General features: G+C 72.7%; 24 protein-coding genes, 1 tRNA gene, 1 pseudogene and 1 riboswitch. Of the genes and pseudogenes, 23 read left to right on the top strand and 3 right to left on the bottom strand.

Features of this window, described 5'->3' with window-relative positions; all coding sequences use genetic code 11:
- Positions 1-51 precede the first annotated feature (51 nt).
- Entirely contained in the window at positions 52-318 is a 267-nt protein-coding gene (locus ABL57_RS02565) for a hypothetical protein (RefSeq protein WP_047801877.1), read from the bottom strand.
- 306 nt (positions 319-624) lie between these two features.
- On the opposite strand from ABL57_RS02565, the gene ABL57_RS02560 reads away from it, so the two are divergent.
- From ABL57_RS02560 to ABL57_RS02540, 5 genes are all read left to right on the top strand, one after another.
- Positions 625-1,470 (top strand): phage holin family protein, encoded by an 846-nt coding sequence (locus tag ABL57_RS02560; RefSeq protein ID WP_047801876.1) that lies wholly within the window; start codon positions 625-627, stop codon positions 1,468-1,470.
- A 166-nt stretch (positions 1,471-1,636) separates the two neighbouring features.
- A complete protein-coding gene (locus tag ABL57_RS02555) occupies positions 1,637-2,557 on the top strand; it encodes a DMT family transporter (protein ID WP_047801903.1) in 921 nt (306 codons plus the stop codon).
- Between the two features lie 47 nt (positions 2,558-2,604).
- On the top strand, positions 2,605-3,858 hold the full coding sequence (locus tag ABL57_RS02550; RefSeq protein ID WP_047801875.1) for a glycosyltransferase: 1,254 nt from the start codon (positions 2,605-2,607) through the stop codon (positions 3,856-3,858).
- A gap of 30 nt (positions 3,859-3,888) precedes the next feature.
- Positions 3,889-3,962, top strand: a tRNA-Ile gene (locus ABL57_RS02545).
- A 131-nt stretch (positions 3,963-4,093) separates the two neighbouring features.
- Positions 4,094-4,324 (top strand): hypothetical protein, encoded by a 231-nt coding sequence (locus ABL57_RS02540; protein WP_047801874.1) that lies wholly within the window; start codon positions 4,094-4,096, stop codon positions 4,322-4,324.
- A gap of 128 nt (positions 4,325-4,452) precedes the next feature.
- Here ABL57_RS02540 and ABL57_RS21055 read toward each other — a convergent pair.
- Positions 4,453-4,866: pseudogene (locus ABL57_RS21055) on the bottom strand (peptidoglycan DD-metalloendopeptidase family protein); the annotation flags it as partial.
- Between the two features lie 441 nt (positions 4,867-5,307).
- On the opposite strand from ABL57_RS21055, the gene rpsB reads away from it, so the two are divergent.
- The 18 genes from rpsB (at position 5,308) to ABL57_RS02445 (ending at position 23,782) form a co-directional block, all read left to right on the top strand.
- Complete coding sequence (gene rpsB, locus ABL57_RS02530; protein WP_047801872.1) at positions 5,308-6,168, top strand: 30S ribosomal protein S2; 861 nt, start codon at positions 5,308-5,310, stop codon at positions 6,166-6,168.
- A gap of 106 nt (positions 6,169-6,274) precedes the next feature.
- On the top strand, positions 6,275-7,105 hold the full coding sequence (tsf, locus tag ABL57_RS02525; protein ID WP_047801871.1) for a translation elongation factor Ts: 831 nt from the start codon (positions 6,275-6,277) through the stop codon (positions 7,103-7,105).
- A gap of 229 nt (positions 7,106-7,334) precedes the next feature.
- On the top strand, positions 7,335-8,108 hold the full coding sequence (gene pyrH / locus ABL57_RS02520; RefSeq protein WP_238985955.1) for a UMP kinase: 774 nt from the start codon (positions 7,335-7,337) through the stop codon (positions 8,106-8,108).
- A 126-nt stretch (positions 8,109-8,234) separates the two neighbouring features.
- On the top strand, positions 8,235-8,792 hold the full coding sequence (gene frr, locus ABL57_RS02515) for a ribosome recycling factor (protein ID WP_047801870.1): 558 nt from the start codon (positions 8,235-8,237) through the stop codon (positions 8,790-8,792).
- Positions 8,792-9,739: a phosphatidate cytidylyltransferase gene (locus ABL57_RS02510; protein ID WP_047801869.1), complete on the top strand. Its 948-nt coding sequence runs from the start codon at positions 8,792-8,794 to the stop codon at positions 9,737-9,739. The genes frr and ABL57_RS02510 overlap by 1 nt, the downstream gene beginning before the upstream one ends.
- 25 nt (positions 9,740-9,764) lie before the next feature.
- Positions 9,765-10,367, top strand: coding sequence for a DivIVA domain-containing protein (locus ABL57_RS02505; RefSeq protein ID WP_047801868.1), 603 nt, complete (start codon positions 9,765-9,767; stop codon positions 10,365-10,367).
- A gap of 163 nt (positions 10,368-10,530) precedes the next feature.
- Positions 10,531-10,911: a DUF485 domain-containing protein gene (locus tag ABL57_RS02500; protein WP_047801867.1), complete on the top strand. Its 381-nt coding sequence runs from the start codon at positions 10,531-10,533 to the stop codon at positions 10,909-10,911.
- 3 nt (positions 10,912-10,914) lie between these two features.
- A complete protein-coding gene (locus ABL57_RS02495; protein ID WP_047801866.1) occupies positions 10,915-12,546 on the top strand; it encodes a cation acetate symporter in 1,632 nt (543 codons plus the stop codon).
- Between the two features lie 222 nt (positions 12,547-12,768).
- Positions 12,769-13,038, top strand: a complete 270-nt coding sequence (locus tag ABL57_RS02490; RefSeq protein WP_047801865.1) for a GlsB/YeaQ/YmgE family stress response membrane protein — start codon at positions 12,769-12,771, stop codon at positions 13,036-13,038.
- Between the two features lie 113 nt (positions 13,039-13,151).
- A complete protein-coding gene (dxr, locus tag ABL57_RS02485) occupies positions 13,152-14,450 on the top strand; it encodes a 1-deoxy-D-xylulose-5-phosphate reductoisomerase (protein ID WP_082157176.1) in 1,299 nt (432 codons plus the stop codon).
- 38 nt (positions 14,451-14,488) lie between these two features.
- A riboswitch (SAM riboswitch) is annotated at positions 14,489-14,605 on the top strand.
- A 100-nt stretch (positions 14,606-14,705) separates the two neighbouring features.
- Positions 14,706-15,593, top strand: a complete 888-nt coding sequence (locus ABL57_RS02480) for a MetQ/NlpA family ABC transporter substrate-binding protein (protein WP_047801864.1) — start codon at positions 14,706-14,708, stop codon at positions 15,591-15,593.
- On the top strand, positions 15,590-16,660 hold the full coding sequence (locus ABL57_RS02475; RefSeq protein ID WP_082157175.1) for a methionine ABC transporter ATP-binding protein: 1,071 nt from the start codon (positions 15,590-15,592) through the stop codon (positions 16,658-16,660). The genes ABL57_RS02480 and ABL57_RS02475 overlap by 4 nt, the downstream gene beginning before the upstream one ends.
- Before the next feature lie 56 nt (positions 16,661-16,716).
- On the top strand, positions 16,717-17,316 hold the full coding sequence (locus ABL57_RS02470; protein WP_082157179.1) for a methionine ABC transporter permease: 600 nt from the start codon (positions 16,717-16,719) through the stop codon (positions 17,314-17,316).
- Between the two features lie 189 nt (positions 17,317-17,505).
- Positions 17,506-18,840, top strand: coding sequence for an RIP metalloprotease (locus tag ABL57_RS02465; RefSeq protein ID WP_047801862.1), 1,335 nt, complete (start codon positions 17,506-17,508; stop codon positions 18,838-18,840).
- A gap of 143 nt (positions 18,841-18,983) precedes the next feature.
- A complete protein-coding gene (gene ispG / locus ABL57_RS02460; RefSeq protein WP_047801899.1) occupies positions 18,984-20,150 on the top strand; it encodes a flavodoxin-dependent (E)-4-hydroxy-3-methylbut-2-enyl-diphosphate synthase in 1,167 nt (388 codons plus the stop codon).
- Between the two features lie 18 nt (positions 20,151-20,168).
- Positions 20,169-21,023 (top strand): DUF4081 domain-containing GNAT family N-acetyltransferase, encoded by an 855-nt coding sequence (locus ABL57_RS02455; RefSeq protein ID WP_238985954.1) that lies wholly within the window; start codon positions 20,169-20,171, stop codon positions 21,021-21,023.
- A 142-nt stretch (positions 21,024-21,165) separates the two neighbouring features.
- Positions 21,166-22,965: a proline--tRNA ligase gene (locus ABL57_RS02450; protein WP_047801860.1), complete on the top strand. Its 1,800-nt coding sequence runs from the start codon at positions 21,166-21,168 to the stop codon at positions 22,963-22,965.
- 4 nt (positions 22,966-22,969) lie between these two features.
- Positions 22,970-23,782, top strand: a complete 813-nt coding sequence (locus tag ABL57_RS02445) for a TSUP family transporter (protein ID WP_082157174.1) — start codon at positions 22,970-22,972, stop codon at positions 23,780-23,782.
- A 118-nt stretch (positions 23,783-23,900) separates the two neighbouring features.
- Here ABL57_RS02445 and ABL57_RS22155 read toward each other — a convergent pair.
- The coding region (locus tag ABL57_RS22155) for a hypothetical protein (RefSeq protein ID WP_047801859.1) at positions 23,901-24,409 on the bottom strand (509 nt) is incomplete at its 5' end.

Here is a 24,409-nt window from a genome sequence, read left to right as displayed (position 1 = left end):
CACTGTAGGGCGCGCCGGCCCGGCAGCGGCGGAGGACGCCCCGCCTCCGTGTCAGCCGTCGAGGCGGATCCGGACCCCGTCGATCGGCTCGGGCAGCCCGTGGACGGCCGTGTGGTTGAGCACGGTGTTCCACACGGCGATCCGGACCTCCGTCTCCGTCAGGTCGGCCGGACGGCCGGAGACCACCACGGACCACTCCCGGCCCTCGGAGAGCATGTCCGCGCTGGAGACGGCGATGCCCCGGGCGGACAGGGAGCGCAGGACGTCGTCGCGCACCGGGGTCGCGGCGGTACGGGCGGTGCGGGTGACGACGGTCATGGCGGGGTTCCTTCCAAAAGAGCACGACACTGCGCACTTCCCATTCAGCCGCATGGAATGGCTTCTGTGATGCCCGCTCTTTGCGGGACAGCGCGGGTCTGCGGCTGTGGGCCCCTCGGCGGACGGGCGCGCTGCGGAGAGGTCTCCGCGCTGTTCGGCGCCGCCGGGCCGGGGGACCGGTCGGGCCCCTCGACCGTGCCCGGTGCCTGGAGGCCTGCCGACCCCGTGCGCGCCCTCCGGCGGGCGGCCCGATGGTAGCTTGGTGCTCAGTCCACGTACTTTTTCTCATCATCAACGGAGGCGGGCATGAGTCATTCGGTAGGCCCCAGCACGGGCGGCACCTCGGGAGCGGGGGCGGAGCGCACCGACCCCGGGACGGCGTCAATCCTGGATGTCGTCAAGGTCTTCGGCCGCCTGCTGCCCAAGCAGCTCAAGGACGAGGCGCAGCTCGCGAAGATCGAGCTCACGGAGAAGGCCAAGACGCTCGGGAAGGGCGCGGCCTTCGTCGTCGTCGGCCTGGTCTTCCTGCTGCTGGCCACCATCGCGCTCGTCGGCGCCGCCATCGCCGGCCTGGCGCAGGTGATGCCGGCGTGGCTGGCGGCCCTGCTGCTGGGCGTGCTGTTCCTGATCATCCTGGTGATCGCGGCGCTCATCGGAGTGGCCACGATCAAGAAGGCCCTGCCGCTCGTCCCGCGCAAGGCCGTCTTCGGGCTCAAGTACGACCTCGGGGTGGTCAAGGAGGGCTCCGCCTACACCGAGGGCCGCGTCCAGCGCGAGGAGCAGCTGGCCCGCGAGCGCAAGGAGCAGGAGCAGCGCGAGACGGCCCAGGACCCGGCCCGCCAGAAGCCCCCGGCGCCGACCGAGGAGCAGCTGCGGCACCGGCTCAAGCTGCGCCGCGAGCACCTCAAGACGCTGCGTGACGACGTCCAGGGCCGCGCCGAGACCATCCAGTCCACGACCAAGGGCTTCGTGGACCGCACCAGCCGCACGGTCCGGACCACGCCCAAGGACGTCAAGAGCCTCCTGGCCCAGGGCGGCGGGACCCGGTCCGGCTCGCGTCAGTCCGGCCTGGGGGAGCGCTGGCAGCCGCTCACCGTCCTGGCCGTGGCGAGCAGCGCGTTCCTCGTCTTCCTGCGCAGACTGTTCCGGTGACCACGGCGTCCACGGACACCCCGTGGGCGCGCACACCGGCCGAAGGCCCGGAAGCCACCGGCTTCCGGGCCTTCGCCGTGCGTTCACCCGGCGGCCACGCGTCACACGGACGGCCCCGGGAGGGTCTCGCTAGAATTCCGGGCGTGAGCACAGGTCGGTGGATGTGGTGAGCCAGTGGTTGGCCGTGGCCCTCGCGCTGCTCTCCGCCGTGTGCCTGGCCGTCGGCACGCAGAAGCAGGGCAGCGCCGTGGCGGACCGCACGCACGACCGGCTGACCCCGCGAGCGCTGATGGCGCTGCTGGGCAACCACCGCTGGCTCCTGGGGCTGGGTCTGCTCGTGCTCGGCACGGCGCTCAACGTGGCGGCCCTGGGCCTCGCCACCGTGACGGTGGTCCAGCCCATCGGTGTCGTCGCCCTGGTGATCACGACCCTGCTGCACGCCCGTCACCGGCGGCTGCGGATCAACCGGAGGACCTGGGCGGCCATCGGGCTGTGCACCGCCGGGGGCGCGGTCTTCGTGACCTGTGCGGTCGCGGCGACGGATCCGGCCCACGGGATCTCGGCATGGGCGGAGCACACCGCGGTCGTCATGCTCGTGGTCCTCATCTGCGTCCTGGGCGTCGCCGCGGCGCTGTTCCGCCACGGCCTCGGCGGGACGTTCTACGTGGTGGCCGCCGGGATCCTCTACGGGTTCGTGGCCGTGCTGGTCCGGCTGACCATCACCCGGATCCAGGGCAGCGCCGGGACCCCGCTGGACGACGTCAACTGGCTCGCGATCGGTGCCGCCGTGGTGGCCGCGGCCCTGGGCGGGTGGTTCGTGCAGACCGCCTTCGCCGCCGGGCCCCCGGACCTGGTGATCGCCGGTCTCACGGTCATCGACCCGATGGTGGGCGTCCTCCTGGGGCTGCTGGTGCTCGGCGAGGCCGGCCCCGGCTTCTCCGTGCTGACCGGCGTACTCATGGCACTGGCGGGAGGCGTTGCTATAGTCGGGGTCGCCGTGCTCTCCCAGTGCCACCCGGAGGTGCTCGCACGCCGTGCCGAGCTCGCGGACCGGGACCGGCGCGCACCGAGCCGGCCGGGGCCGTGACCCGCAGGACCTGACCGACCAGCCGACCATCGACCGGGAAGCCACGCTTGAGCGCCGAGACCAGGACCACCGACCGCCCCCTGACCGTGCTGCTGGGCGCCGAGACGTACCCGCCGGACGTCAACGGGGCCGCGCAGTTCGGGCACCGGCTCGCCCGGGGTCTGCACGATCAGGGGCACCGGGTGCACGTGGTCTGCGCCCGGACCGGCCGCGGGCCGTCCGCACGCGCCGAGGACGACGGCGTCGTGGAGCACCGGCTGCGCTCCCACCGGGCCTTCACCCACCCGTACTTCCGGCTCTGCTTCCCGTGGCAGGTGGCGGGGGAGATCCGCCGGGTGTTCGACGAGGTGGCCCCCGACGTCGTGCACGTCCAGTGCCACTACATCCTGGGCCGGCTGCTCGTGCGCGAGGCCCGGCGCCGGGGCATCCGGACGGTGGGCACCAACCACTTCGTGCCGGAGAACCTGGAACCCTTCCTGCCGTTCCCGCAGTGGGTCCTCGACCTCTACCGCAGGGTCTCCTGGCGGGACATGGTGCGCGTCCTCGGCCGGTGCGACGTGGTGACCGCCCCCACGCCGCTGGCCGTGCAGACCATGGTCCGCAACGGCTTCCCGGACACCGTGCTCGCCGTGTCCAACGGGATCCGGATCTCCGACTACGAGCCCCACGCCGGGGAGCGGGCGCACCGCGGTGCGCGCCCGACCGTCCTGTTCACCGGCCGTCTCGCGGTGGAGAAGAACGTGGACGTGCTCATCGAGGCCATGTCCCTGCTCCCGGCCGAGCTCGGCGCCCACCTGGAGCTCGCCGGGGACGGGGAGCAGCGCGCCGGGCTCGAGAAGCTCGCACTGGCCCTGGGTGTCGGCGACCGGGTGCACTTCCTCGGCTACGTCCCCGACGAGGAGCTGCGCGCCGCCTATCTGCGCGCCGACGTCTTCTGCCAGCCGGGCACGGCCGAACTGCAGTCGCTGGTGACCCTGGAGGCGATGTCGGCGTCCCGCCCGGTCGTCCTGGCCGACGCCCGGGCCCTGCCGCACCTGGCCGAGGACGGGGTCAACGGCTGGCTGTTCCGTCCCGGGGACGCCCGCGACCTGTCCTGCAAGCTGGGCCTCGTGCTCGGGGCGACCACCGAGGAGCGGGCCCGGATGGGGCGGGAGAGCCGGCGCAAGGTGGCCCAGCACAGCTTCCCGCGCACCCTGGAGACGTTCGTGCGGATCTACCGCGGGGGGCAGCCCGATCCCGGGCACGACCGCGGCGGGCGGCCGCGCCGGCTGCGGGCCAGGCTGGGTGCCCTGGTGCGGTAACGTGGTCTGCGCCGCCGGCCCGCCCGGCGCGGGGCCGTAGCTCAGCTGGTCAGAGCAGAGGACTCATAATCCTTCGGTCGTGGGTTCAAGCCCCACCGGCCCTACCCCTGCACCCCTGTCACCGTGTCCGTCCGGTGGGAGGGGTGCTCCACTGTCTCCGGGCGGGTGCGCGCCGCGGCCGGATGTGGTGCACTGGTGCTGCGAGGCACGCACCACCGACCGAGGAGATGTTCCGATGACCCGCCGCAGGCTGTGGAGACCCCTGTCCCTCGCGGCGCTCGCGCTCGCCGCGCTGACCGGCTGCGACCTCGGCGCCGAGGAGATCCAGCAGGACGTCGAGCAGGGCGCGGAGGAGGTCCAGCAGGACCTCGAGCAGGGCGCCGAGGAGGGGGTCGCGGAGGTCGAGCAGGGCCTCGAGGACGTCCAGGACGCGGGCGGCGAGGACGAGGGCAGCCAGGACGGCTGAGCCGCCGCGTGCGGCCGCTCGGGAACGGGCAGCAGGACCGAGGGCTCCAGGGCACCGACGAACTGCAGCGGATTGAGGTAGTCCCGGCCCCGGCGCACGCCCCAGTGCAGGCAGGCGGCCACCCCGCAGTGGTCGCGCCCGCGCAGCACGCCCAGCACCTGCCCGCGGCGGACCCGGTCCCCGCGCACGAGAGCTGACTCGACGGGCTCGAAGCTCGAGCGCAGGCCGCCGCCGTGGTCGACCGTGAGCACCGGGCGGTCCACCACGAAACCCACGAAGCTCACGGTGCCGTCGGCGGGGGAGCGCACGGCCGCGCCAGGGGCCGCGGCCAGGTCCACGCCGCGGTGCCCCCGGCCCCAGCGCTGCGCCGGGGCGGCCCAGTCGCCCACCACCGCCGGCCGGGGCACCAGCGGCCAGACCCAGCCGCTTTCCTCGGAGGCCGGCAGCGGTGTCCCCGCCAGGAGCGCGACGAGGGCCAGGACCACGGCGATCGGCAAGCGAGGCCGGCGGGTCGTGCGGAACCGGGGCGAAACGGGGCTCATGCCCCCACCCTGGCGGCGACGGAGCCGCGCGCGGGGCCCGCCCCGCCGCCTTGTGGACGGCCCCGGGTGAAAGCCCGTGCGCGGCCGGGGGTGTGCAGGGGCAACGGGGCCCGTGTAGTACAGTTGACCCCGCAGTGTGCTCTCTGCGCGCCTCGCGGCGCGCCCTCGTGACCACTCCGGACCCGGCTCCGCGCCGGTTCCGACGGCGCGGTGGTGAGCAGCTGACTTCGCGCGCAGCGCCGCCGGGATCTCCTGTCCCGGCCCGGCCGCCCCGGTCCGCGTTCCCCGTCCCGGCGGGGTGCGGTACGGCGGCCCGGCAGCGGAGCCTCTTCGGTTCCGCTCACCGCTGCGCCAGGGGCTCGTCCACCGGACGCAGCCGATAACCGTACCCGCGGGCCGGGCGTCGTCGCACGCCCTCCCGCACGAGAACAAGGAGACGACATGTCCGTCGTTACCATGCGCCAGCTCCTCGACAGCGGCGTGCACTTCGGCCACCAGACCCGCCGCTGGAACCCGAAGATGAAGCGCTTCATCTTCACCGAGCGCAACGGCATCTACATCATCGACCTCCAGCAGTCGCTGTCCTTCATCGACCGCGCCTACGAGGCCGTAAAGACCACCGTGGCCCACGGCGGCACCATCCTGTTCGTCGGCACGAAGAAGCAGGCGCAGGAGGCCATCGCCGAGCAGGCCACCCGCGTGGGGATGCCCTACGTGAACCACCGCTGGCTGGGCGGCATGCTCACCAACTTCACCACGGTCTCCAAGCGCATCGAGCGCATGAAGGAGCTCGAGGAGATCGACTTCGACGACGTCGCCGGCTCGCAGTACACCAAGAAGGAGCTGCTGCTCCTGCGTCGCGAGAAGGAGAAGCTGGAGCGCACCCTCGGCGGCATCCGTAACCTGACCAAGGCCCCGTCCCTGGTCTGGATCGTGGACACCAAGAAGGAGCACCTGGCCGTGGACGAGGCCCAGAAGCTGGGCATCCCGGTCGTCGCGATCCTCGACACCAACTGCGACCCCGACGAGGTCGCCTTCCCGATCCCGGGCAACGACGACGCGATCCGCTCCGTCAACCTGCTGACCCGCGTGATCGCCGACGCCGTGGCCGAGGGCCTCATGGAGCGCCACAACAAGAAGTCCGGCGGCGCGGACCAGGCCGCGGAGCCGATGGCCGAGTGGGAGCGCGAGCTGCTCGAGCAGCACGCCGCCGAGCAGGCCTCCGCCCCCGAGGCGCCGGCCGAGACCGCCGTCGAGACCGAGGCCGTCGCCCCCGCCGAGACCGAGACCGCCGCCGAGTAGTCTCCGTTCATCGTCCGTTTTCCCCGGTGGGGCACCATCTCCACCGGACGCCTGCCGGGGCGCCAGCGCGCCCCGGCCGGCACCACCGACTACGTGAGGAGTTCACATGGCGAACTACACCGCCGCTGAGATCAAGGCCCTGCGGGAGCGCACCGGCGCCGGCATGCTCGACGTCAAGAAGGCCCTCGACGAGGCCGACGGCGACCTGCAGAAGGCCCAGGAGATCATCCGCGTCAAGGGCCTGAAGGGCGTCACCAAGCGCGAGGGCCGCGCCACGGCCGAGGGCCTCGTGGCCGCGCGCGTCGAGGGCAACGTGGGCTACCTGGTCGAGGTCAACTCCGAGACCGACTTCGTGGCCAAGTCCGCCCCGTTCGTCGAGTTCGGCAACAAGGTCCTCGAGGCCGCCGTCGCCGCCGACGCGAACTCCCTCGAGGAGCTCATGGAGGCCCAGGCCGACGGCAAGGCCGTCTCCGAGCTGGTCACCGAGACCGGTGCGCTGCTCGGCGAGAAGGTCGTCGTCCGCCGCCTCGCCCGCGTCGAGGGCGAGAACGTGGCCGTGTACCTGCACAAGACCTCCAAGGACCTCCCGGCCCAGGTCGGCGTGCTGCTGGCCGCCTCCGGCGCCCAGGCGGACCAGGTCGCCCACGACGTGGCCGTGCACATCGCCGCGATGTCCCCGACCTTCCTCTCCGAGGAGGACGTGCCCGCCGCGACCGTCGAGTCGGAGAAGCGCGTGGCCGAGGAGACCGCCCGCGCCGAGGGCAAGCCGGAGAAGATCCTCCCGAACATCATCAACGGCCGCCTGAAGGGCTACTACAAGGACGTCGTCCTGCTCGACCAGGACTTCGCCAAGGACTCCAAGAAGACCGTCGGCAAGGTGCTCGAGGAGGCCGGTGCGACCGCCACGGCCTTCGCCCGCTTCCGCGTCGGCGCCTGACCGGGCCCGTCCGGGCGCCACGGCGTCCCGCCGGAGGGAGGCGACCCTGCACCGCAGGGTCGCCTCCCTTCGTCATACTCGCTCCCACCTGCGGCGATGCCCCGGTGACCGCCGGTGCCGGCGGAGGGCGAGCCGGGTGTTCTGTATGCTGAGGGAGGCCCGGGCCCGCTCCACCCCACCCTCGCGGGACCGTGCCCGTCCAGCAGCACCGTCGTCGCCGGGAGGAACCATGCCCACCACTTCAGCGTCCGAGATCCAGGACGAGGCCCTCCGCCTGAGCCGTGGCCCGCGGGTCACCCCCACGCGGCGCCGGGTCCTGCTGAAGCTCTCGGGCGAGGTCTTCGGCGGCGGATCCATCGGCGTGGACACCCGCGTGATCCGCGACATCGCCGAGCAGATCGCGGCGACGGTCGGCCGGGTTGAGACCGCTATCGTCGTCGGCGGCGGCAACTTCTTCCGCGGCGCGGAGCTCTCCCAGGCCGGCATGGACCGCTCCCGGGCCGACTACATGGGGATGCTCGGCACCGTCATGAACTGCCTGGCCCTGCAGGACTTCCTCGAGCAGTGCGGGGTCGACACGCGGGTGCAGTCCGCGATCAAGATGGAGCAGGTCGCCGAGGCGTACATCCCGCGGCGCGCCATCCGCCACATGGAGAAGGACCGCGTCGTGATCTTCGGCGCCGGGGCCGGGCTGCCCTACTTCTCCACCGACACCGTCGCCGCCCAGCGCGCCCTCGAGGTGCACGCGGACGAGGTGCTGATGGCCAAGAACGGGGTCGACGGCGTCTACACGGCCGACCCGCGCACGAACCCGGACGCCCAGCGGCTGTCCGCGCTGACCTACGACGAGGCCCTGGCCCGCGACATCCGCGTGATGGACCAGACGGCCTTCAGCCTGTGCCGCGACAACGACGTGACGATGCGCGTGTTCGGCATGCAGGGGGAGGGCAACGTCACCCGCGCGCTCCTCGGGGAGCAGATCGGCACCCTGGTCACCGCCTGATCCGGCCCCCGGCGGCCCGGCGCTAGACTGGGGCCAGCATGCCCGGGACGGGCGCCTGCGGCGCCGTCCCCGGCGGAACCGACCCCGCGCGGAGGACTCCGTGCGACCCGACGAAGGAGCTCCTACGTGATCTCAGACATCCTGTCCGAAGCGAAGACCAAGATGGGCAAGGCCGTGGACGGCGCCAAGGAGGACTTCGCCGGCATCCGCACGGGCCGGGCCAACCCCTCCCTCTTCTCCAGCGTCCTCGTCGAGTACTACGGCACGCCCACCCCCCTGCAGCAGCTCGCCTCCTTCCAGAACCCCGAGGCCCGCACCCTGCTCATCACCCCCTACGACCGCTCGGCCCTGACCGACATCGAGAAGGCGCTGCGCAACTCGGACATCGGGGCCAACCCGGCCAACGACGGCAACGTCATCCGGGTGGTCATGCCGGAGCTGACCCAGGAGCGCCGCAAGGAGTACGTGAAGATCGTCGGGCACAAGGCCGAGGAGGCCCGGGTGTCGGTGCGCAACATCCGCCGGCACGCCAAGGACCAGATCGAGAAGACCGTCAAGGACGGCGACATCGGCGAGGACGAGGGCAAGCGCGCCGAGAAGGACCTCGACGCCGTGACCAAGAAGCACATCGAGCAGATCGACGAGATGCTCAAGAACAAGGAAGCGGAGCTGTTGCAGGTCTGATGCCGGACCCGCGACGCCCGCACCAGGAGCTGAAGGCTTCCCCGGGACCCGCCGGGGAGGCCTTCCCCTCTCGTGCCCCCGGCACCCGGGACGCGGCGGCGGCGCCGGGCCGCCGGGAGCGGCGGCACACCGCTCCCTCCCGTGCCGGACGGAACCTGCCGGCCGCCGTGGGCGTCGCCGTGGTGCTCATCGGGACCCTGCTCGTGGGCCTGTTCTTCCAGCCCGTCGTGCTCGCCCTGCTCGCCGGCGCGGCCGCCGGGATCGGGGTCTGGGAGGTCGGGCGGTCGCTGCGCTACCGCGGCATCTCCATCCCGCGCGTCCCGGCGGTCACCGCCGGGGTGCTCATGCCCCTCGCCGCGTTCGCCGGCGGGGGAGAGGCCCTCATGATGGCCGTGGTCGTGGGCCTGACCCTGGTGATCGTGTGGCGGGCGCTGGGCGACCGGAACGGGATGATCCTGTCCATCATGGGCTCGGTCTTCGCCCTCGTCTGGGTCGGGTTCCTGCTCAGCATCGCCCTGCTGCTCTACCACACGGACGCCGGGGCCCTGAAGGTGCTCACCGTCATCCTGCTGGCCGTCGGCTCGGACACGTGCGGCTACGCCGTGGGGGTGGTCTGGGGCCGCCACCCCATGGCCCCGAGGATCAGCCCGAAGAAGTCCTGGGAGGGCTTCGCCGGCTCATTGGGCGGCTCCGTGCTGATCGGCATCCTGTGCGCCGTGCTGCTGCTCGACCACGCCTGGTGGCAGGGCGCCGTCCTGGCCGTGGCCCTCGTGCTGGCCGCCACCCTCGGCGACTTCTCCGAGTCCATGGTCAAGCGCGAGCTGGGGATCAAGGACATGGGCACGCTGCTGCCCGGTCACGGGGGCGTGATGGACCGGATCGACTCCATCCTCTTCGCCGTCCCCGCCGGATACCTGCTCTTCGCGCTGTTCGCCACGGGCGCCTGACCGGGCCGCCCAGGACCACCCGCCCATGGCCGCCGAGCACTCCGCAGCCCGCTTCCCGGTGCCCCGCATCCCGCGCTCCCCCGAGGGCGCCCAGGGCTACGACGTCGCCGAGGTGGACGCCTTCCTCGCCCGCGTGCGGGAGGCCCTGGAGGGGCCCGGTCCCTCCCCGCTGGAGGGGCGCGCCCCGCTGCTCAGCACGCACGTGCGCGCGACCGTGTTCTCCGGGGCGCGGGGCGGCTACCGGCCGGAGGCCGTCGACGAGGTCCTGGACACCGCCGAGGACGCCCTCGCCGCCGCCGAGCGCGAGCAGGTCCTGTGCCTGCGCGGGCCCGAGGCCTGGCAGCAGCACGTCGAGGCCCTGACCGTACTACTGCGCGGGCGGATCGAGCGGCCGCGCGCCCAGCGCTTCCGGCACCCCCGGCGGTCCCGGGCGCAAGGCTACTCCGCCGCCCACGTCGACGTCCTGTGCGAGCGCCTCGGCGCCCGGCTGACGGACTCCGGCCCGCTGGACCCGGCCGAGCTGCGCGGGGCCGTCTTCCCGCCCGCGCACGGCGAGCGCAGCTACGAGGAGCAGCAGGTGGACGCCTTCCTGGACCGCGCGGTCCAGCTCCTGCTGGCGCTGCGCTGACCCGACCGCCTCCGGCGGCTGTGTATACAGCCTTGGACTCTAATCGTCCAGAATGCACTCTCCGTGTCACATTCTTGCCCCAAACTGGGAATTCCCGGTGCTTCGTCTTGCCCCTCTGCATACAACGGCCTAGTGTGGTCCGCATCACATGAGGAGGTAGCCCATGTCCACCCAGCCACCCATCGACGCCGACGACCTCGTCGCCGACGTCGACTTCCCCGCGGCCCAGCGGTCGCCCGAGTTCCAGGAGTTGCGGAAGACCCACCGCGGCTTCGTCTTCCCGCTCGCCGTCGCCTTCCTGGTCTGGTACCTGCTGTACGTGGTGCTCGCCATGTACGTCCCGCAGCTCTTCGCCATCCGGGTGGTCGGCAACGTCAACCTGGGCGTGATCCTGGGGCTGCTCCAGTTCGTCACCACCTTCGCGATCACGGGCGCCTACGTGTCCTTCGCCAACCGCAAGCTGGACCCGAAGGCCACGGCCATCCGGGAGCGCCTCGAGCCCAGCCTCGGGAGCACCCGCGGCGTCCACGGACAGGAGAACTGACCGATGCACCACCTCCCCACCGCGCTCGCGCCCATGGCGACCGCCACCACGGAAACGGTCGGCACGCCCTGGATCAACATCTCCATCTTCGGGGCCTTCGTCGTCGTCACCATGGTGATCGTGCTGCGGGCCTCCAAGTCCACGGCCACGGCGGCCGACTACTACGCCGGCGGCCGCGGGTTCAGCGGGACGCAGAACGGTCTGGCGATCGCCGGCGACTACCTCTCGGCGGCGTCCTTCCTGGGCATCGTCGGCGCGATCGCCGTCCAGGGCTACGACGGGTTCCTCTACTCCATCGGCTTCCTCGTGGCCTGGCTGGTGGCTCTGCTGCTCATCGCCGAGCTCCTGCGCAACACCGGGAAGTTCACGATGGCCGACGTCCTGTCCTTCCGGCTGCGCCAGCGCCCGGTGCGCGTGGCGGCGTCGATCTCCACCCTCGCGGTGTCCGCGTTCTACCTGCTGGCCCAGATGGCCGGCGCCGGAGCGCTGGTGTCCCTGCTGCTGGGCATCAGCTCGCGGACGGGACAGTCCCTCGTCATCGTCGTCGTGGGCGTGCTCATGATCGTCTACGTGCTCGTGGGCGGGATGAAGGGCACCACCTACGTGCAGATCATCAAGGCCGTGCTCCTCGTCTCCGGCGTGGCGGTGATGACCGTCTGGATCCTGGCGCTCTACGGCTTCAACCTCTCCTCCCTGCTGGGCGACGCGGTCGCCGTCTCCGGCAACCCCGCGATCCTCGAGCCGGGTCTGCGCTACGGGGTCAGCGAGACCAGCAAGCTGGACTTCATCTCCCTGGGGCTGGCCCTGGTCTTCGGCGCCGCCGGCCTGCCCCACGTGCTGATGCGCTTCTACACCGTGCCCACCGCCAAGGAGGCCCGCACCTCGGTGGTCTGGGCGATCGGGCTGATCGGCCTGTTCTACCTCTTCACCCTCGTCCTGGGCTTCGGCGCGGCGGCCCTCATCGGCGCCGAGCGGATCCAGGCGGCCCCGGGCGGCGTGAACTCCGCGGCCCCGCTGCTGGCCTTCGAGCTCGGCGGCTCGCTGCTCATGGGCATCATCGCTGCCGTGGCGTTCGCCACGATCCTCGCGGTCGTCGCCGGCCTGGCCATCACGGCCTCGGCCTCGTTCGCCCACGACATCTACACCAGCGTGATCAAGAAGGGGAACTCCGACCCCCGCCAGGAGCTGCGCGTCGCCAAGACCACCGTGGTGGTCATCGGCATCGTCTCCATCGCGGGCGGGATCGGGGCGCAGGGCCAGAACGTCGCGTTCCTCGTGGCGCTCGCCTTCGCCGTGGCGGCCTCGGCGAACCTGCCGACCATCCTGTACTCGCTGTACTGGCGGCGGTTCACCACCCGCGGCGCGGTCTGGTCCATGTACGGCGGCCTGATCCTCTCGGTGGTCCTGATCGTCTTCTCCCCGGTGATGTCCGGGGCCGAGACCTCCATGATCCCCACGGCCGACTTCGCCTGGTTCCCGCTGCAGAACCCGGGCATCGTGTCCATCCCGGCGTCCTTCCTCCTCGGCTTCATCGGTTCCATGACGGAGCGGCGCCTGGAGGACCCGGTCAAGCAGTCCGAGATGGAAGTGCGTTCGCTCACAGGCATCGGTGCGGAGAAGCCCGTCGCGCACTGACGGCGTTCCCGCTCCGACCTGGGAGGACTCCCGGCCCGCCCGAAGCTCCGGCTCCGGGCGGGCCGGAGCCGATCCCGTCGACACACCTGGAATTCGCGAACGGGAAAAGACAGAGGGCTGACAGTCCGGTAGGGTGAGCGCAGAAGCCGGCCCAGGGTATTCCTGGGAAACTCGCCGGTTGCTTACAATGAAGGTCCCTCCCGGGACGGATAAGGAGCAATCATGGGAATCATCAGCTGGATCGTCCTCGGTCTCATCGCGGGCGCCCTCGCCAAGCTCATCATGCCGGGCAACCAGGGTGGCGGCATCATCGTCACGATCGTGCTCGGCATCATCGGCGCCCTCCTCGGAGGCTTCCTGGGCTCGCTGATCGGCATCGGCAGCCTCGAGTCCGTGTTCGACATCGGCACGATCATCACCGCCGTCGTGGGAGCGCTCATCGTGCTCTTCATCTACGGTGCGCTCACCGGCCGCAAGGGCCGCACGCACTGATCCGCACCCTCAGCGGAACCCGAGGCCCCGGCCACCGGAAACGGTGACCGGGGCCTCGGTCCGTCCGGACCCGCCGCGGCAGGGCGCCGGTCCGGCTGGGGGATACTGGGGCCATGAGCTCCCCCTCCGCCGCGCCCCGCCCCCAAACGACCCCCGAGCCGACCTCCGAGCCGACGCCCGAGCTGCGCGCGCTGGCCGCCGCCGGCCCCCGCCGGATCGTCGTGCTCGGGTCGACCGGGTCGATCGGCACCCAGGCGCTCGACGTCGTGCGCGCGGCGAACCGGCTCGACGGCGGGGCGCCGTTCCGCGTGGTGGCCCTCGCGGCCGGCCGGGGCCGTCTGCCGCTGCTGGCGGAGCAGGCCGTGGAGACCCGCGCCGCCGTGGTGGCGACGAGCGGCAGCGGTGAGGACGCCCAGGAGCTGGCCCGGCGGATCGGCGAGCGCGCCGCGGCCGCCGGCGCCGGGGACTACCGGCCCGAGATCCTGCACGGTCCCGAGGCCGCCACGGCGGCCGCGGCGCACCCCGAGGCCGACCTCGTGCTCAACGGGATCACCGGCTCGATCGGCCTCGCCCCCACCCTGGCGGCACTGCGGGCCGGGCACCGGCTGGCGCTGGCCAACAAGGAGTCGCTGATCGCCGGAGGAGCGCTGGTGAAGGAGGCGGCGGCGGCCTCGGGCCGCCCGGACGCGCTGATCCCGGTGGACTCCGAGCACTCCGCCCTGGCGCAGGCGCTGCGCGGCGGCAGCGCCGCCGAGGTGGACCGGCTCGTCCTGACGGCCTCGGGCGGGCCGTTCCGCGGCCGCACCCGGGCGGAGCTGGAGGCGGTCACCCCGCGCGAGGCGTTGCGCCACCCCACCTGGGACATGGGCGTGATGGTCACCACCAACTCGGCCTCCATGGTGAACAAGGCCCTGGAGGTGCTCGAGGCCCACCTGCTCTTCGACATTCCCCTCGAGCGCATCGACGTGGTCGTCCACCCCCAGTCGGTGGTGCACTCCATGGTCCAGTTCGTGGACGGGTCGACGCTGGCGCAGGCCTCGCCGCCGGACATGCGCCTGCCCATCGCCCTCGGTCTCGCCTGGCCGCACCGGGTGCCCGGCGCCGCCGCCGCGTGCGACTGGACCCGCGCCACCGAGTGGACCTTCGAGCCGCTGGACCGGGACGCGTTCCCCGCCGTCGAGCTCATCAAGGCCGCGGGGGAGCGCGGGGGCACCCACCCGGCGGTGTTCAACGCCGCCAACGAGGAGGCGGTGCACGCCTTCCATGACGGGCGGATCCGGTTCCCGGCGATCGTGGACACGGTGGAGACGGTGCTGGGCGAGCACCAGGACGGCGGCGTCCTGGACCTCGGCGCCGTCCTGGAGGCCGAGCGCTGGGCCCGGCGGCGGGCGCAGGAGGTCCTCGCCCGCTGACCGGGCCGGACCCGGCGCACGTGCTAGTCTGTCGGGCGGATGACGAGTCCCAGCGCGCAGCCCTGGCTTGCTGGGCGGCAACCCTCTCCCGTAGTGGGGTGCCCCAGGTGAACCATCCGGCACCGGCCATCGTGGGCCGGCGGCAAGTACGGTTCGACCGCGGACGCGCCCTCCGGCGTGCCCTCGACCGTGGCCGTCGGTCCTGGTGGGACTGGTGGAGACTCCCGACCTCCTGGACCCACGGAAAGGCACGACATGCGATCGCAGCGCCTCACCTTCCTCGCCCTGGCCACCACCCTCGGCCTCACCCTCACCGCCTGCGGCGGCTCCGACCAGGCCGGCGAGGGCGCCCTGGCCGACGGCAAGGTGAGCATCGGCGTCGTCGGCTCGCACCCGACGCACGACGCTCTCAAGCGGCTGGCCGAGGAACAGGGCATCACCGTCGAGTACGTCGACTTCTCGGACTACAACCAGCCCAACCCGGCCACCGAGTCCGGCGACGTGGACATGACCTGGTTCCAGCACGTTCCCTTCCTCGCCGACTACAACAACTCCGCCGGGGGCTCCATCACCCCGATCGGCTCGACGTCGATCTACCCGCTGGGCCTGTACTCCAACGAGTACGACTCCGTGGACCAGTTCCAGAAGGGCGACGAGATCGCCGTCCCGAACGACGCCGTGAACCTGTCCCGGGCCCTGCTCGTGCTCGAGTCGGCCGGTCTCGTGGAGCTGAAGGGCGACACCCTCATCCCGACCGAGCTCGACGTCGACACCGAGGCCTCCACGGTGCGGGTCACCCCCGTGTCGGCCGAGCAGACGGTGCTCTCCATGGACTCGGTGGCAGGTTCGGTGATCAACAACGACTTCCTCGCCCGCGCGGACATCGACCCGAAGTCCGCCCTGGCCCAGGACGACCCCGAGGCGGAGGGCTCCCGCGCCTATGTCAACCTCTTCACCACCACCGAGGAGCTGGCCGACGACGAGACCCTCCGGCAGGTGGCGGACCTCTACCACGAGCAGTCCGTCATCGACGCCGAGATGGAGGAGACCAAGGACACGGCCGTGCCGCTGCAGCTGGAGCCGGAGGAGCTGCAGGAGCTGACCGCGCGCTACCAGCAGGAGCTGAAGGACCAGGGGCAGTGAGCGCTGCGGTGCCGTCCGCACGCGGGCGCCCGGACGAGGTGCTCGTCTCCTTCCGCAACGTCTCGAAGTCCTTCCGCACCGGCTCCGGCCGGGCCGCGCGTGAGGTGCTGGCCGTCGACGACGTCAGCCTCGACGTCCACCGCGGCGAGATCTTCGGCGTGATCGGCTACTCCGGGGCGGGCAAATCCACCCTGGTACGGCTGATCAACGGGCTCGAGCCCGTCTCCTCGGGGTCCTTGACCGTGGAGGGCTTCGAGGTCGCCGGGCGCAAGGAGACCGAGCTCGCGCCCGTCCGGCAGGAGATCGGGATGATCTTTCAGCAGTTCAACCTGTTCACGTCCCGGACCGTGGCCGGCAACGTCGAGTACCCGCTCAAGCGGGCCGGCTGGCCGAAGGAGAAGCGGCGGGCCCGGGTCGCCGAGCTGCTGGAGTTCGTGGGCCTGTCCGCGCGCGCCGGGAACTACCCGGAGCAGCTCTCCGGCGGGCAGAAGCAGCGCGTGGGCATCGCCCGTGCCCTGGCGACCAGCCCCAAGCTGCTCCTGGCCGACGAGTCGACCAGCGCCCTCGACCCGGAGACCACCCAGGAGGTGCTGCAGGTGCTGCAGCGGGTCAACCGGGAGCTGGGCATCACGATCGTGATCATCACCCACGAGATGGACGTGGTCCGGGCGATCGCCGACCGCGTCGCCGTGATGCAGGACGGCAAGGTCGTGGAGCACGGCTCGACGGTGGACATCTTCGCCCGGCCCCGCACCGAGACCGCACGCCGCTTCGTCTCCTCCGTCCTGCACTCGGTGCCGGACGAGCGCGAGGTCGAGCGGCTGCGCCGGGCGCACCGCGGGCGCCTGGTGATCGTGGACGTCGGCGACGGCGTGGACATCGGCGGTGTGCTCTCCGACGGCGCCGCCCGCGGGGTCCGCTTCACCATCGCCTACGGCGGGATCAGCGTGCTCCAGGAGCAGTCCTTCGGGTCCCTGACCTTCGAGCTGACCGGCGAGGACGCGGCCGTGCAGGCCGTGGTCGACGAGCTGTCCCGCATCACGAGCCTGAGAGAGGTGGCCGCGTGAACGACTGGTCCGTCCTGGGTCCCGAGCTGCTCTCCGCGCTCGGGGAGACCCTCTACATGGTGTCCGTCACCCTCGTGCTCGCCGGGCTGCTCGGGATGCTCGTGGGCGTGGGGCTCTACGTGACCCGCCGGGGCAACATCCTGGAGAACCGCGTGGTGCACGAGGGGCTCAACCTCGTCGTGAACTTCGTCCGGCCGATCCCCTTCATCATCCTTCTGGCGGCACTCGGGCCGCTGACGCAGCAGGTCGTCGGGACCCGTCTGGGCCCCAACGCGGCGATCTTCGCGATGACCATCGGGGCGATGTTCGCGGTCGCGCGCATCGTCGAGCAGAACCTGATGAGCGTGGACCCCGGGGTGGTGGAGGCGGCCCGCTCGATGGGCGTCTCGCGCGGGAGGATCATCACCACCGTGATCCTGCCCGAGGCGCTCGGGCCCCTGGTGCTCGGCTACACCTTCCTGGTCATCGGCATCACGGACATGTCCGCGATGGCCGGGGCCATCGGCGCCGGGGGACTGGGCGACTTCGCCCTGCGCCTGGGCTACCAGCGGTTCAACGACGAGGTCACGTGGGCGGCGGTCGCCGTGATCGTCGTCCTCGTGCAGCTGGTCCAGCTGGTGGGCAACCGGCTGGCGCGGCGCATCCTGCGCCGCTGACGCCCCGGCGCCGCAGCGGTGCCCGCGACGGCCGGTCCCTCCCCGGAGGCGGCCGGCCGTCGTCGTGCGCGGGAGCGTGACACCCTGCGTCCAGGATCGTGGTGCACACTGGTCCTCGCCGCGCACGCGCGGCCCCTGCCGTCCCCGGCGACCGCCGGGGACGACCCGACGATCCCCGGAGGTCCCCGGATGGGCGTGGTCCTGTTCCTCGTGGGCGTGCTGCTCGCCGCCGTGGCCATCGCGGCCTCGATCGCCCTGCACGAGCTCGGCCACCTGGTCCCCGCCAAGCTCTTCGGCGTGCGGGTCACCCAGTACATGGTCGGCTTCGGCCGCACCGTGTTCTCGCGTCGCCGCGGGGAGACCGAGTACGGGCTCAAGGCCGTGCCGCTGGGCGGCTACATCTCCATGGTCGGGATGTATCCGCCCGCCCGGTCGGGGAGCACGGCGCGGACCGCCGGCACCGGGGTGCTCCAGCAGCTCGCCGCCGAGGCCCGCAGCGCCTCCGCCGTGCAGCTGGCCCCCGGGGACGAGGACCGCGTCTTCTACCGCCTGCCCGTGTGGAAGCGGATCGTGATCATGCTCGGCGGGCCCGTGATGAACCTGCTGCTGGGCAACGTGTGCCTCGCCGTGCTGCTCACCGGGTTCGGCACCGCGACGCCGACCACGACGGTCGCGTGGGTCTCGGAGTGCGTGGTGCCCGCCGAGCGGCAGGCCGCCGGGCAGGCCGAGTGCCGCGCCGGAGACCCCGAGGCGCCGGCCAACGCGGCCGGGCTGCGTCCCGGGGACGTCGTCACTGCCGTCGCCGGGGCCCCCGTGACCACGTGGGAGGAGCTCACCGCGCGGGTCCGCGACCGCGCCGGGGAGCGGATCCCCGTGGTGGTCGAGCGCGACGGCACGGAGGTGCGGACCGTGCTCACCCCGATCCTCACCTCCCGCCCGGTGGTCGACGACACCGGGGCCGCCGTGACGGGACCCGACGGCGCGCCCCGCTACGAGGACGTGGGGTTCATCGGGATCAGCCCCACCGCCGTTCCCGTCCGGCAGCCGCTCACCGCGGTGCCCGGGGCGGTGCTCGACGGGCTGGAGCAGATCGCCGGGATCGTGCTGCACCTGCCGCAGCGGGTCTACGAGGTGGGGCAGGCCGCGTTCTCGGACGCGCCGCGGGACCCGGACGGACCCATCTCCGTGGTCGGGATCGGCCGCATCTCCGGGGAGATCGCCGCCCACGAGGAGATCGAGCTGCGGGACAAGGCCGCCTCCCTGGTGGGGCTGGTCGGATCGGTGAACCTGGCGCTGTTCGTCTTCAACCTGCTGCCCCTCCTGCCGCTGGACGGCGGGCACGTGGCCGGCGCCCTGTGGGAGGGCCTGCGGCGGGGCGCCGCCCGGCTGCTGGGCCGCGCCGACCCGGGCCCGTTCGACCCGGCGCGGCTGCTCCCGCTGACCTACGCCGTGGCCGCGCTGATGATCGGGATGTCGGTCCTGCTGGTCTACGCGGACATCGTGAAGCCCGTCCAGCTGTTCTGAGCCGTTCGGCCACGGAGGAATCCGGGGACCGCCCCAGGAAGCGCCCGGGGGCATGGGGCACAATGGGAGGCGACGACGGACCCGGCGACCGGGTCCGCCCGCCACCGTTCCCGCATCTGTCCGCGAACTCCTCGGAGGAACCCTTGACCCCGGTCAGCCTCGGCATGCCCGCCGCACCCCAGCCCGTCCTGTCCCCGCGCCGGAAGACCCGGCAGATCCGGGTCGGGTCCGTGGGGGTCGGTTCCGACTCGCCGGTCAGCGTGCAGTCCATGACGACGACCCCCACCACGGACATCAACGCGACCCTGCAGCAGATCGCCGAGCTGACCGCCGCCGGGTGCGACATCGTCCGGGTGGCCTGCCCGTCGCAGGACGACGCCGACGCCCTGCCGATCATCGCGATGAAGTCCCCGATCCCGGTGATCGCCGACATCCACTTCCAGCCGAAGTACGTGTACAAGGCCATCGAGGCCGGGTGCGCCGCCGTGCGCGTGAACCCCGGCAACATCCGCAAGTTCGACGACCAGGTCGCCCAGATCGCCCAGGAGGCCAAGGCTGCCGGGGTGTCCATCCGGATCGGGGTGAACGCGGGCTCCCTGGACCAGCGGATCATGGACCGCTTCGGGAAGGCCACCCCGGAGGCGCTCGTGGAGTCCGCGGTGTGGGAGGCGTCCCTGTTCGAGGAGCACGACTTCCACGACTTCAAGATCTCGGTCAAGCACAACGACCCCGTCACCATGGTGCGGGCCTATCAGCTGCTGGCCGAGCGCGGGGACTGGCCCCTGCACCTGGGCGTGACCGAGGCCGGCCCGGCGTTCCAGGGCACCATCAAGTCCGCCACCGCCTTCGGCGCCCTGCTCTCCCAGGGCATCGGCGACACCATCCGGGTCTCGCTCTCCGCGCCCCCGGTCGAGGAGGTCAAGGTGGGCAACCAGATCCTGCAGTCCCTGGGCCTGCGCCCGCGCAAGCTCGAGATCGTCTCCTGCCCCTCGTGCGGACGCGCCCAGGTGGACGTCTACACCCTCGCGGACGAGGTCACCGCGGGCCTGGAGGGCCTCACGGTCCCGCTGCGCGTCGCCGTCATGGGCTGCGTCGTCAACGGCCCCGGCGAGGCCCGCGAGGCCGATCTCGGGGTGGCCTCCGGCAACGGCAAGGGCCAGATCTTCGTCAAGGGCGAAGTCGTGAAGACCGTCCCCGAGGACCTCATCGTGGAGACCCTGATCGAGGAGGCCAACCGCATCGCCGCCGAGATGGACGCGGACGGGGACGGGGAGAGCGCCACCGGCAGCCCCGTGGTGAGCGTCAGCTGACGGGACGGTGACGAACGGGTGAGGACGCAGCGGAGGACGGCGCCGCGGCTCGTGCCGTCGGGGGAGGTCGACCCGGACGAGCTGGACCGCCTGCTCGGGGCGGACCCCGTCGCCCACGCCTTCGTGGCCGCCCACGTGGAGTCCCACCGCCGCGGCCGCGGTTCCCGGGTGCCGCCGGTCGTCGGCACGGCGGATCCGGACGGGCGGCTCACCGGCGCGTGCTGGACGGGCACCAACGTCGTCCCGATCACCCTCGACGAGCCCGGCCTCGACCTCGTGGCCGGGCACCTGCGCCGGGGCGGGGCCCGGTACGCCTCCGTCTTCGGTCCGGCCGCACCGGTGCTCGGACTGTGGTCCCGGCTCGAGCGCTCGTGGCCGCGGCCCTTCGACGTCCGCCCGGTGCAGCCCCTGCTGGCGATCGACCACGACCCGGCGCCCGCGCCGCACCCCGGTGTCCGGTTCGCCACCAGCGCCGACCTGCCCGCCGTGCTGCCGGCCAGCGCCGCGATGTTCGAGGAGGAGGTCGGCTACTCACCGTACTCCGGCGGGGACCGCGGCTACCGGGACCGGGTGGCCGCCCTCGTCGGCTCGGGACGATGCCTCGTGCTCACCGACGAGCGGGACCGGGTGGTGTTCAAGGCCGACCTCGGCTCGGTCGCCCGCGGGGTCGCCCAGGTGCAGGGAGTGTGGGTCGACCCGGCGCACCGCGGCCGCGGGCTGGCGGCGCCGTGCATGGCCGCCGCGGTGCGCCTGGCCCGCCGCACCACCCCGGTGATCAGCCTCTACGTCAACGACTACAACACCCGCGCCCTGGCCACCTACGAACGGGTCGGCTTCCGCCAGGTCGGGACCTTCGCGACCGTCCTGCTCTGAGCGCCCACCGGGCGCGCCGTCCGGTGCGGCGCCGGGGGTGTAGATTTGACCGGAATCCGCGGCGCCGCCGGTGCCGCACCCTCTCTCGACGCCCCGGACCCGGCCGCACCTCGCCGCGCTCCCCGGGAGAAACGGAGCCCACGTGGCGCTGCGCCTCTCCTCCCTGTTCCTGCGGACCCTCCGCGAAGACCCCGTCGACGCCGAGGTGGACAGCCACCGGCTGCTCGTGCGCGCCGGCTACATCCGCCGCGCCGCTCCCGGCATCTACACCTGGCTGCCGATGGGCCTGCGGGTGCTCGCGAAGGTGGAACGGGTGGTGCGCGAGGAGATGGACGCGATCGGCGCCCAGGAGGTGCACTTCCCGGCGCTGCTGCCGCGCGAGCCCTACGAGGTCACCAACCGGTGGACGGAGTACGGCGAGAACCTCTTCCGCCTGAAGGACCGCAAGGAGGCCGACTACCTCCTGGCGCCCACGCACGAGGAGATGTTCACGCTGCTCGTGAAGGACCTGTACTCCTCCTACAAGGACCTCCCGGTCACCCTCTACCAGATCCAGGCCAAGTACCGGGACGAGGCCCGGCCGCGCGCCGGCCTGCTGCGCGGACGCGAGTTCGTGATGAAGGACTCCTACTCCTTCGACGTCGACGACGCCGGCCTCGACGAGTCCTACGCCCGCCACCGCGAGGCCTACGTCCGGATCTTCGAGCGTCTGGGCCTGCCCGTGATCGCCGTGTCGGCGCAGTCCGGGGCCATGGGCGGCTCCCGCTCCGAGGAGTTCCTGCACCCCACCCCGATCGGGGAGGACACCTTCGTGCGCTCGGCCGGGGGCTACGCGGCCAACGTCGAGGCGGTCACCACGGTGGTGCCGCCCGAGCGCGACGTCGACGCCGCCCCCGAGGCGCGCGTGCTCGACACCCCGGCCAGCCCCACCATCGACACGCTCGTGGAGCGCTCGAACGAGCTGCACCCGCGCGACGAGGGACCCTGGTCCGCCGCGGACACGCTCAAGAACGTGGTGCTGGCCGTCGTCCTGCCCGACGGCGAGCGCCGGCTCGTGGCGGTCGGCCTGCCCGGGGACCGCGCCGTGGACCTCAAGCGCATCGAGGCCGGCGTCGGCGCCGCCCTGGAGGTCTCCGGGGAGGTGCTGGTGGAGCAGGCCACCGACGAGGACCTGCGCACCTGCCCGCTGCTGGTGAAGGGCTACATCGGCCCGGGCATGAGCCTCGACCAGGCCGTGCTCGGCGAGCGGTCCTCGACCGGGATCCCCTTCTTCGTCGACCCGCGGGTGGTCCGAGGCACCCGCTGGATCACCGGGGCGAACGTGGCCGGCAAGCACGTCTACGACCTCACGGCCGGGCGGGACTTCACCTGGGACGGCGTCCTGGAGTGCGCCGAGGTCCGGGCCGGCGATCCCGCCCCGGACGGCTCCGGGCCGCTCGAGGCGGCCCGCGGCATCGAGATGGGCCACATCTTCCAGCTGGGCCGCAAGTACGCCGAGGCCCTCGGGCTGAAGGTCCTGGACCGCAACGGAAAGCTCGTCACCGTGACCATGGGCTCCTACGGGGTCGGCGTGACCCGCGCGGTGGCCGCCCTGGCCGAGGCCTACCACGACGACAAGGGACTGCTCTGGCCCCGTCAGGTCGCCCCGGCCGACGTGCACGTGGTCGCCACCGGCAAGGGCCCCGAGGTGCTCGAGGAGGCCGAGCGGATCGTGGCCGAGCTCGAGGCCGAGGGCATCGAGGTGCTCTTCGACGACCGCCCCAAGGTCTCCCCGGGCGTGAAGTTCGGCGACGCCGAGTTGCTCGGCGTGCCCACCGTCCTGGTGGTCGGCCGCGGGCTCAAGGACGGCCTGCTGGAGCTCAAGGACCGCGCGAGCGGCACCAGCGAGGACGTGGCCCGGGACGGCGTCGCCGCCGTGGTCTCCGCAGCCGTGCGCGGCTGAGCCCGTGGACCAGCTCGAGGGCTGGCTGGGGGCCTCCGGCCTGGAGCAGGTGGACCCCGGCGTCGTGGTCCTGCTGGTCGCCGCCGGGCTGGCCGCCGGGTTCATCGACGCCGTCGTCGGCGGCGGCGGGCTGCTGCAGCTGCCGGTGGTGCTCATGGTCCCCGGCATCAGCCCGGTGCAGGCGCTGGCCACCAACAAGATGGGCTCCGTGTTCGGCACGGCCACGAGCGCGCTGACGTTCTACCGCCGCACCTCCCCGGACCTGCGCACGGCCCTGCCCATGGCCGGGGTCGCGCTGGCCGGAAGCTTCGGCGGCGCGGCCCTGGCCGCGTCCCTGCCCGAGGAGGTGTTCCGGCCCATCATCCTCGCGGCGCTGGTAGCCGTGCTGCTGTTCACCGTCGCCCAGCCCACCGTCGGCCAGCTCACCGAGCTGCGCCACAGCGGGGCCCGGCACTACGGGACCGCGATGGTGATCGGCACGGTGATCGGCTTCTACGACGGCGTGATGGGCCCGGGCACCGGGTCCTTCCTCGTGATCGCCATGATCACCCTGCTGGGCTACAGCTTCCTGGCCGCGAGCGCGAAGGCGAAGGTCGTCAACCTGGCCACCAACGTGGGCGCCCTGCTGTTCTTCTTCGGGCACGGCTCGGTGCTGTGGGGCCTGGGGCTCCTGCTGGGCCTGTCCAACATGGTGGGCGGCTACCTCGGGGCGCGCACCGCGGTGGCCCGCGGCAACCGGTTCATCCGCGTCGTGTTCCTCAGCGTGGTCTCGCTGCTGATCCTCAAGCTGGGCGTCGACGTGCTGCGCGGGGCCTGATCCGGGGACCTTGCTCCGCGGGCCCCGTTCCTGCGGGGCCGAGCCCGGCGGGGCCGTGGCCCGGCCCGACCTCCGGCGACGGGTCACCGGGTCGTCCCGGGGCGACGCCGGCCGTGCGTCACGGTGCGCCGGGCACGGCGGAGGGGTCGTCGGGGAGCACCCCGGGCAGGGCGTCCACCTCGCCGCTGACCTCCGCGCGGAGCGTGCCGGCCCGCTCCAGCGCTCGGAGCGCCCAGCAGCGTGTCGCCGGCCCGCCCTGGGCGAGGGCGTGCGCGGCGGCCTCCTGCACGTCGCCCGCCGCCGCTCCGGCGCCCCGGCGGGGGTCCTCCCAGAGCCGGCCGGGCAGGACGTAGGCGCCGGCGCGCAGCCCGGGCTCCGCCGCGAGCACCCCGCGCGCAACGGGTGCCTCCAGCAGGTCCGCCACGTCCGCGCGAGCCTGCCGCAGGGCAGCGTCCGCCGGTGCGCCGGTCGGCCCGGTGCGGGCGGCCAGCGCCTCGAGGGCGTAGCCGGCCCGGTCCAGCGCCGACCACAGCGGCGCCGCGGCGGACGTCGTCGCCCCGGAACCGGGGTCTGCGCCGGGTGCGCACAGCCGCGGCACCGCGGCAGCCCCGCCCAGCTGCCCGGCCG

It is taken from the genome of Kocuria sp. SM24M-10 (assembly GCF_001027955.1).
GTDB lineage: Bacteria > Actinomycetota > Actinomycetes > Actinomycetales > Micrococcaceae > Kocuria > Kocuria oceani.
This window is presented reverse-complemented; position numbering and strand designations above follow the sequence as displayed.

Excerpts from the sequence above, each read along its gene's own strand:
- pyrH (WP_238985955.1), top strand. The coding sequence starts at position 7,335 with ATGCCCACCACTTCAGCGTCCGAGATCCAGGACGAGGCCCTCCGCCTG.
- rpsB (WP_047801872.1), top strand. The coding sequence starts at position 5,308 with ATGTCCGTCGTTACCATGCGCCAGCTCCTCGACAGCGGCGTGCACTTC.
- ABL57_RS02540 (WP_047801874.1), top strand. The coding sequence starts at position 4,094 with ATGACCCGCCGCAGGCTGTGGAGACCCCTGTCCCTCGCGGCGCTCGCG.
- ABL57_RS02505 (WP_047801868.1), top strand. The coding sequence starts at position 9,765 with ATGGCCGCCGAGCACTCCGCAGCCCGCTTCCCGGTGCCCCGCATCCCG.
- ABL57_RS02490 (WP_047801865.1), top strand. The coding sequence starts at position 12,769 with ATGGGAATCATCAGCTGGATCGTCCTCGGTCTCATCGCGGGCGCCCTC.
- dxr (WP_082157176.1), top strand. The coding sequence starts at position 13,152 with ATGAGCTCCCCCTCCGCCGCGCCCCGCCCCCAAACGACCCCCGAGCCG.
- ABL57_RS02510 (WP_047801869.1), top strand. The coding sequence starts at position 8,792 with ATGCCGGACCCGCGACGCCCGCACCAGGAGCTGAAGGCTTCCCCGGGA.
- ABL57_RS02495 (WP_047801866.1), top strand. The coding sequence starts at position 10,915 with ATGCACCACCTCCCCACCGCGCTCGCGCCCATGGCGACCGCCACCACG.
- ABL57_RS02565 (WP_047801877.1), bottom strand. The coding sequence starts at position 318 with ATGACCGTCGTCACCCGCACCGCCCGTACCGCCGCGACCCCGGTGCGC.
- ABL57_RS02500 (WP_047801867.1), top strand. The coding sequence starts at position 10,531 with ATGTCCACCCAGCCACCCATCGACGCCGACGACCTCGTCGCCGACGTC.
- ABL57_RS02560 (WP_047801876.1), top strand. The coding sequence starts at position 625 with ATGAGTCATTCGGTAGGCCCCAGCACGGGCGGCACCTCGGGAGCGGGG.
- ABL57_RS02465 (WP_047801862.1), top strand. The coding sequence starts at position 17,506 with ATGGGCGTGGTCCTGTTCCTCGTGGGCGTGCTGCTCGCCGCCGTGGCC.
- ABL57_RS02480 (WP_047801864.1), top strand. The coding sequence starts at position 14,706 with ATGCGATCGCAGCGCCTCACCTTCCTCGCCCTGGCCACCACCCTCGGC.
- ABL57_RS02470 (WP_082157179.1), top strand. The coding sequence starts at position 16,717 with ATGGTGTCCGTCACCCTCGTGCTCGCCGGGCTGCTCGGGATGCTCGTG.
- tsf (WP_047801871.1), top strand. The coding sequence starts at position 6,275 with ATGGCGAACTACACCGCCGCTGAGATCAAGGCCCTGCGGGAGCGCACC.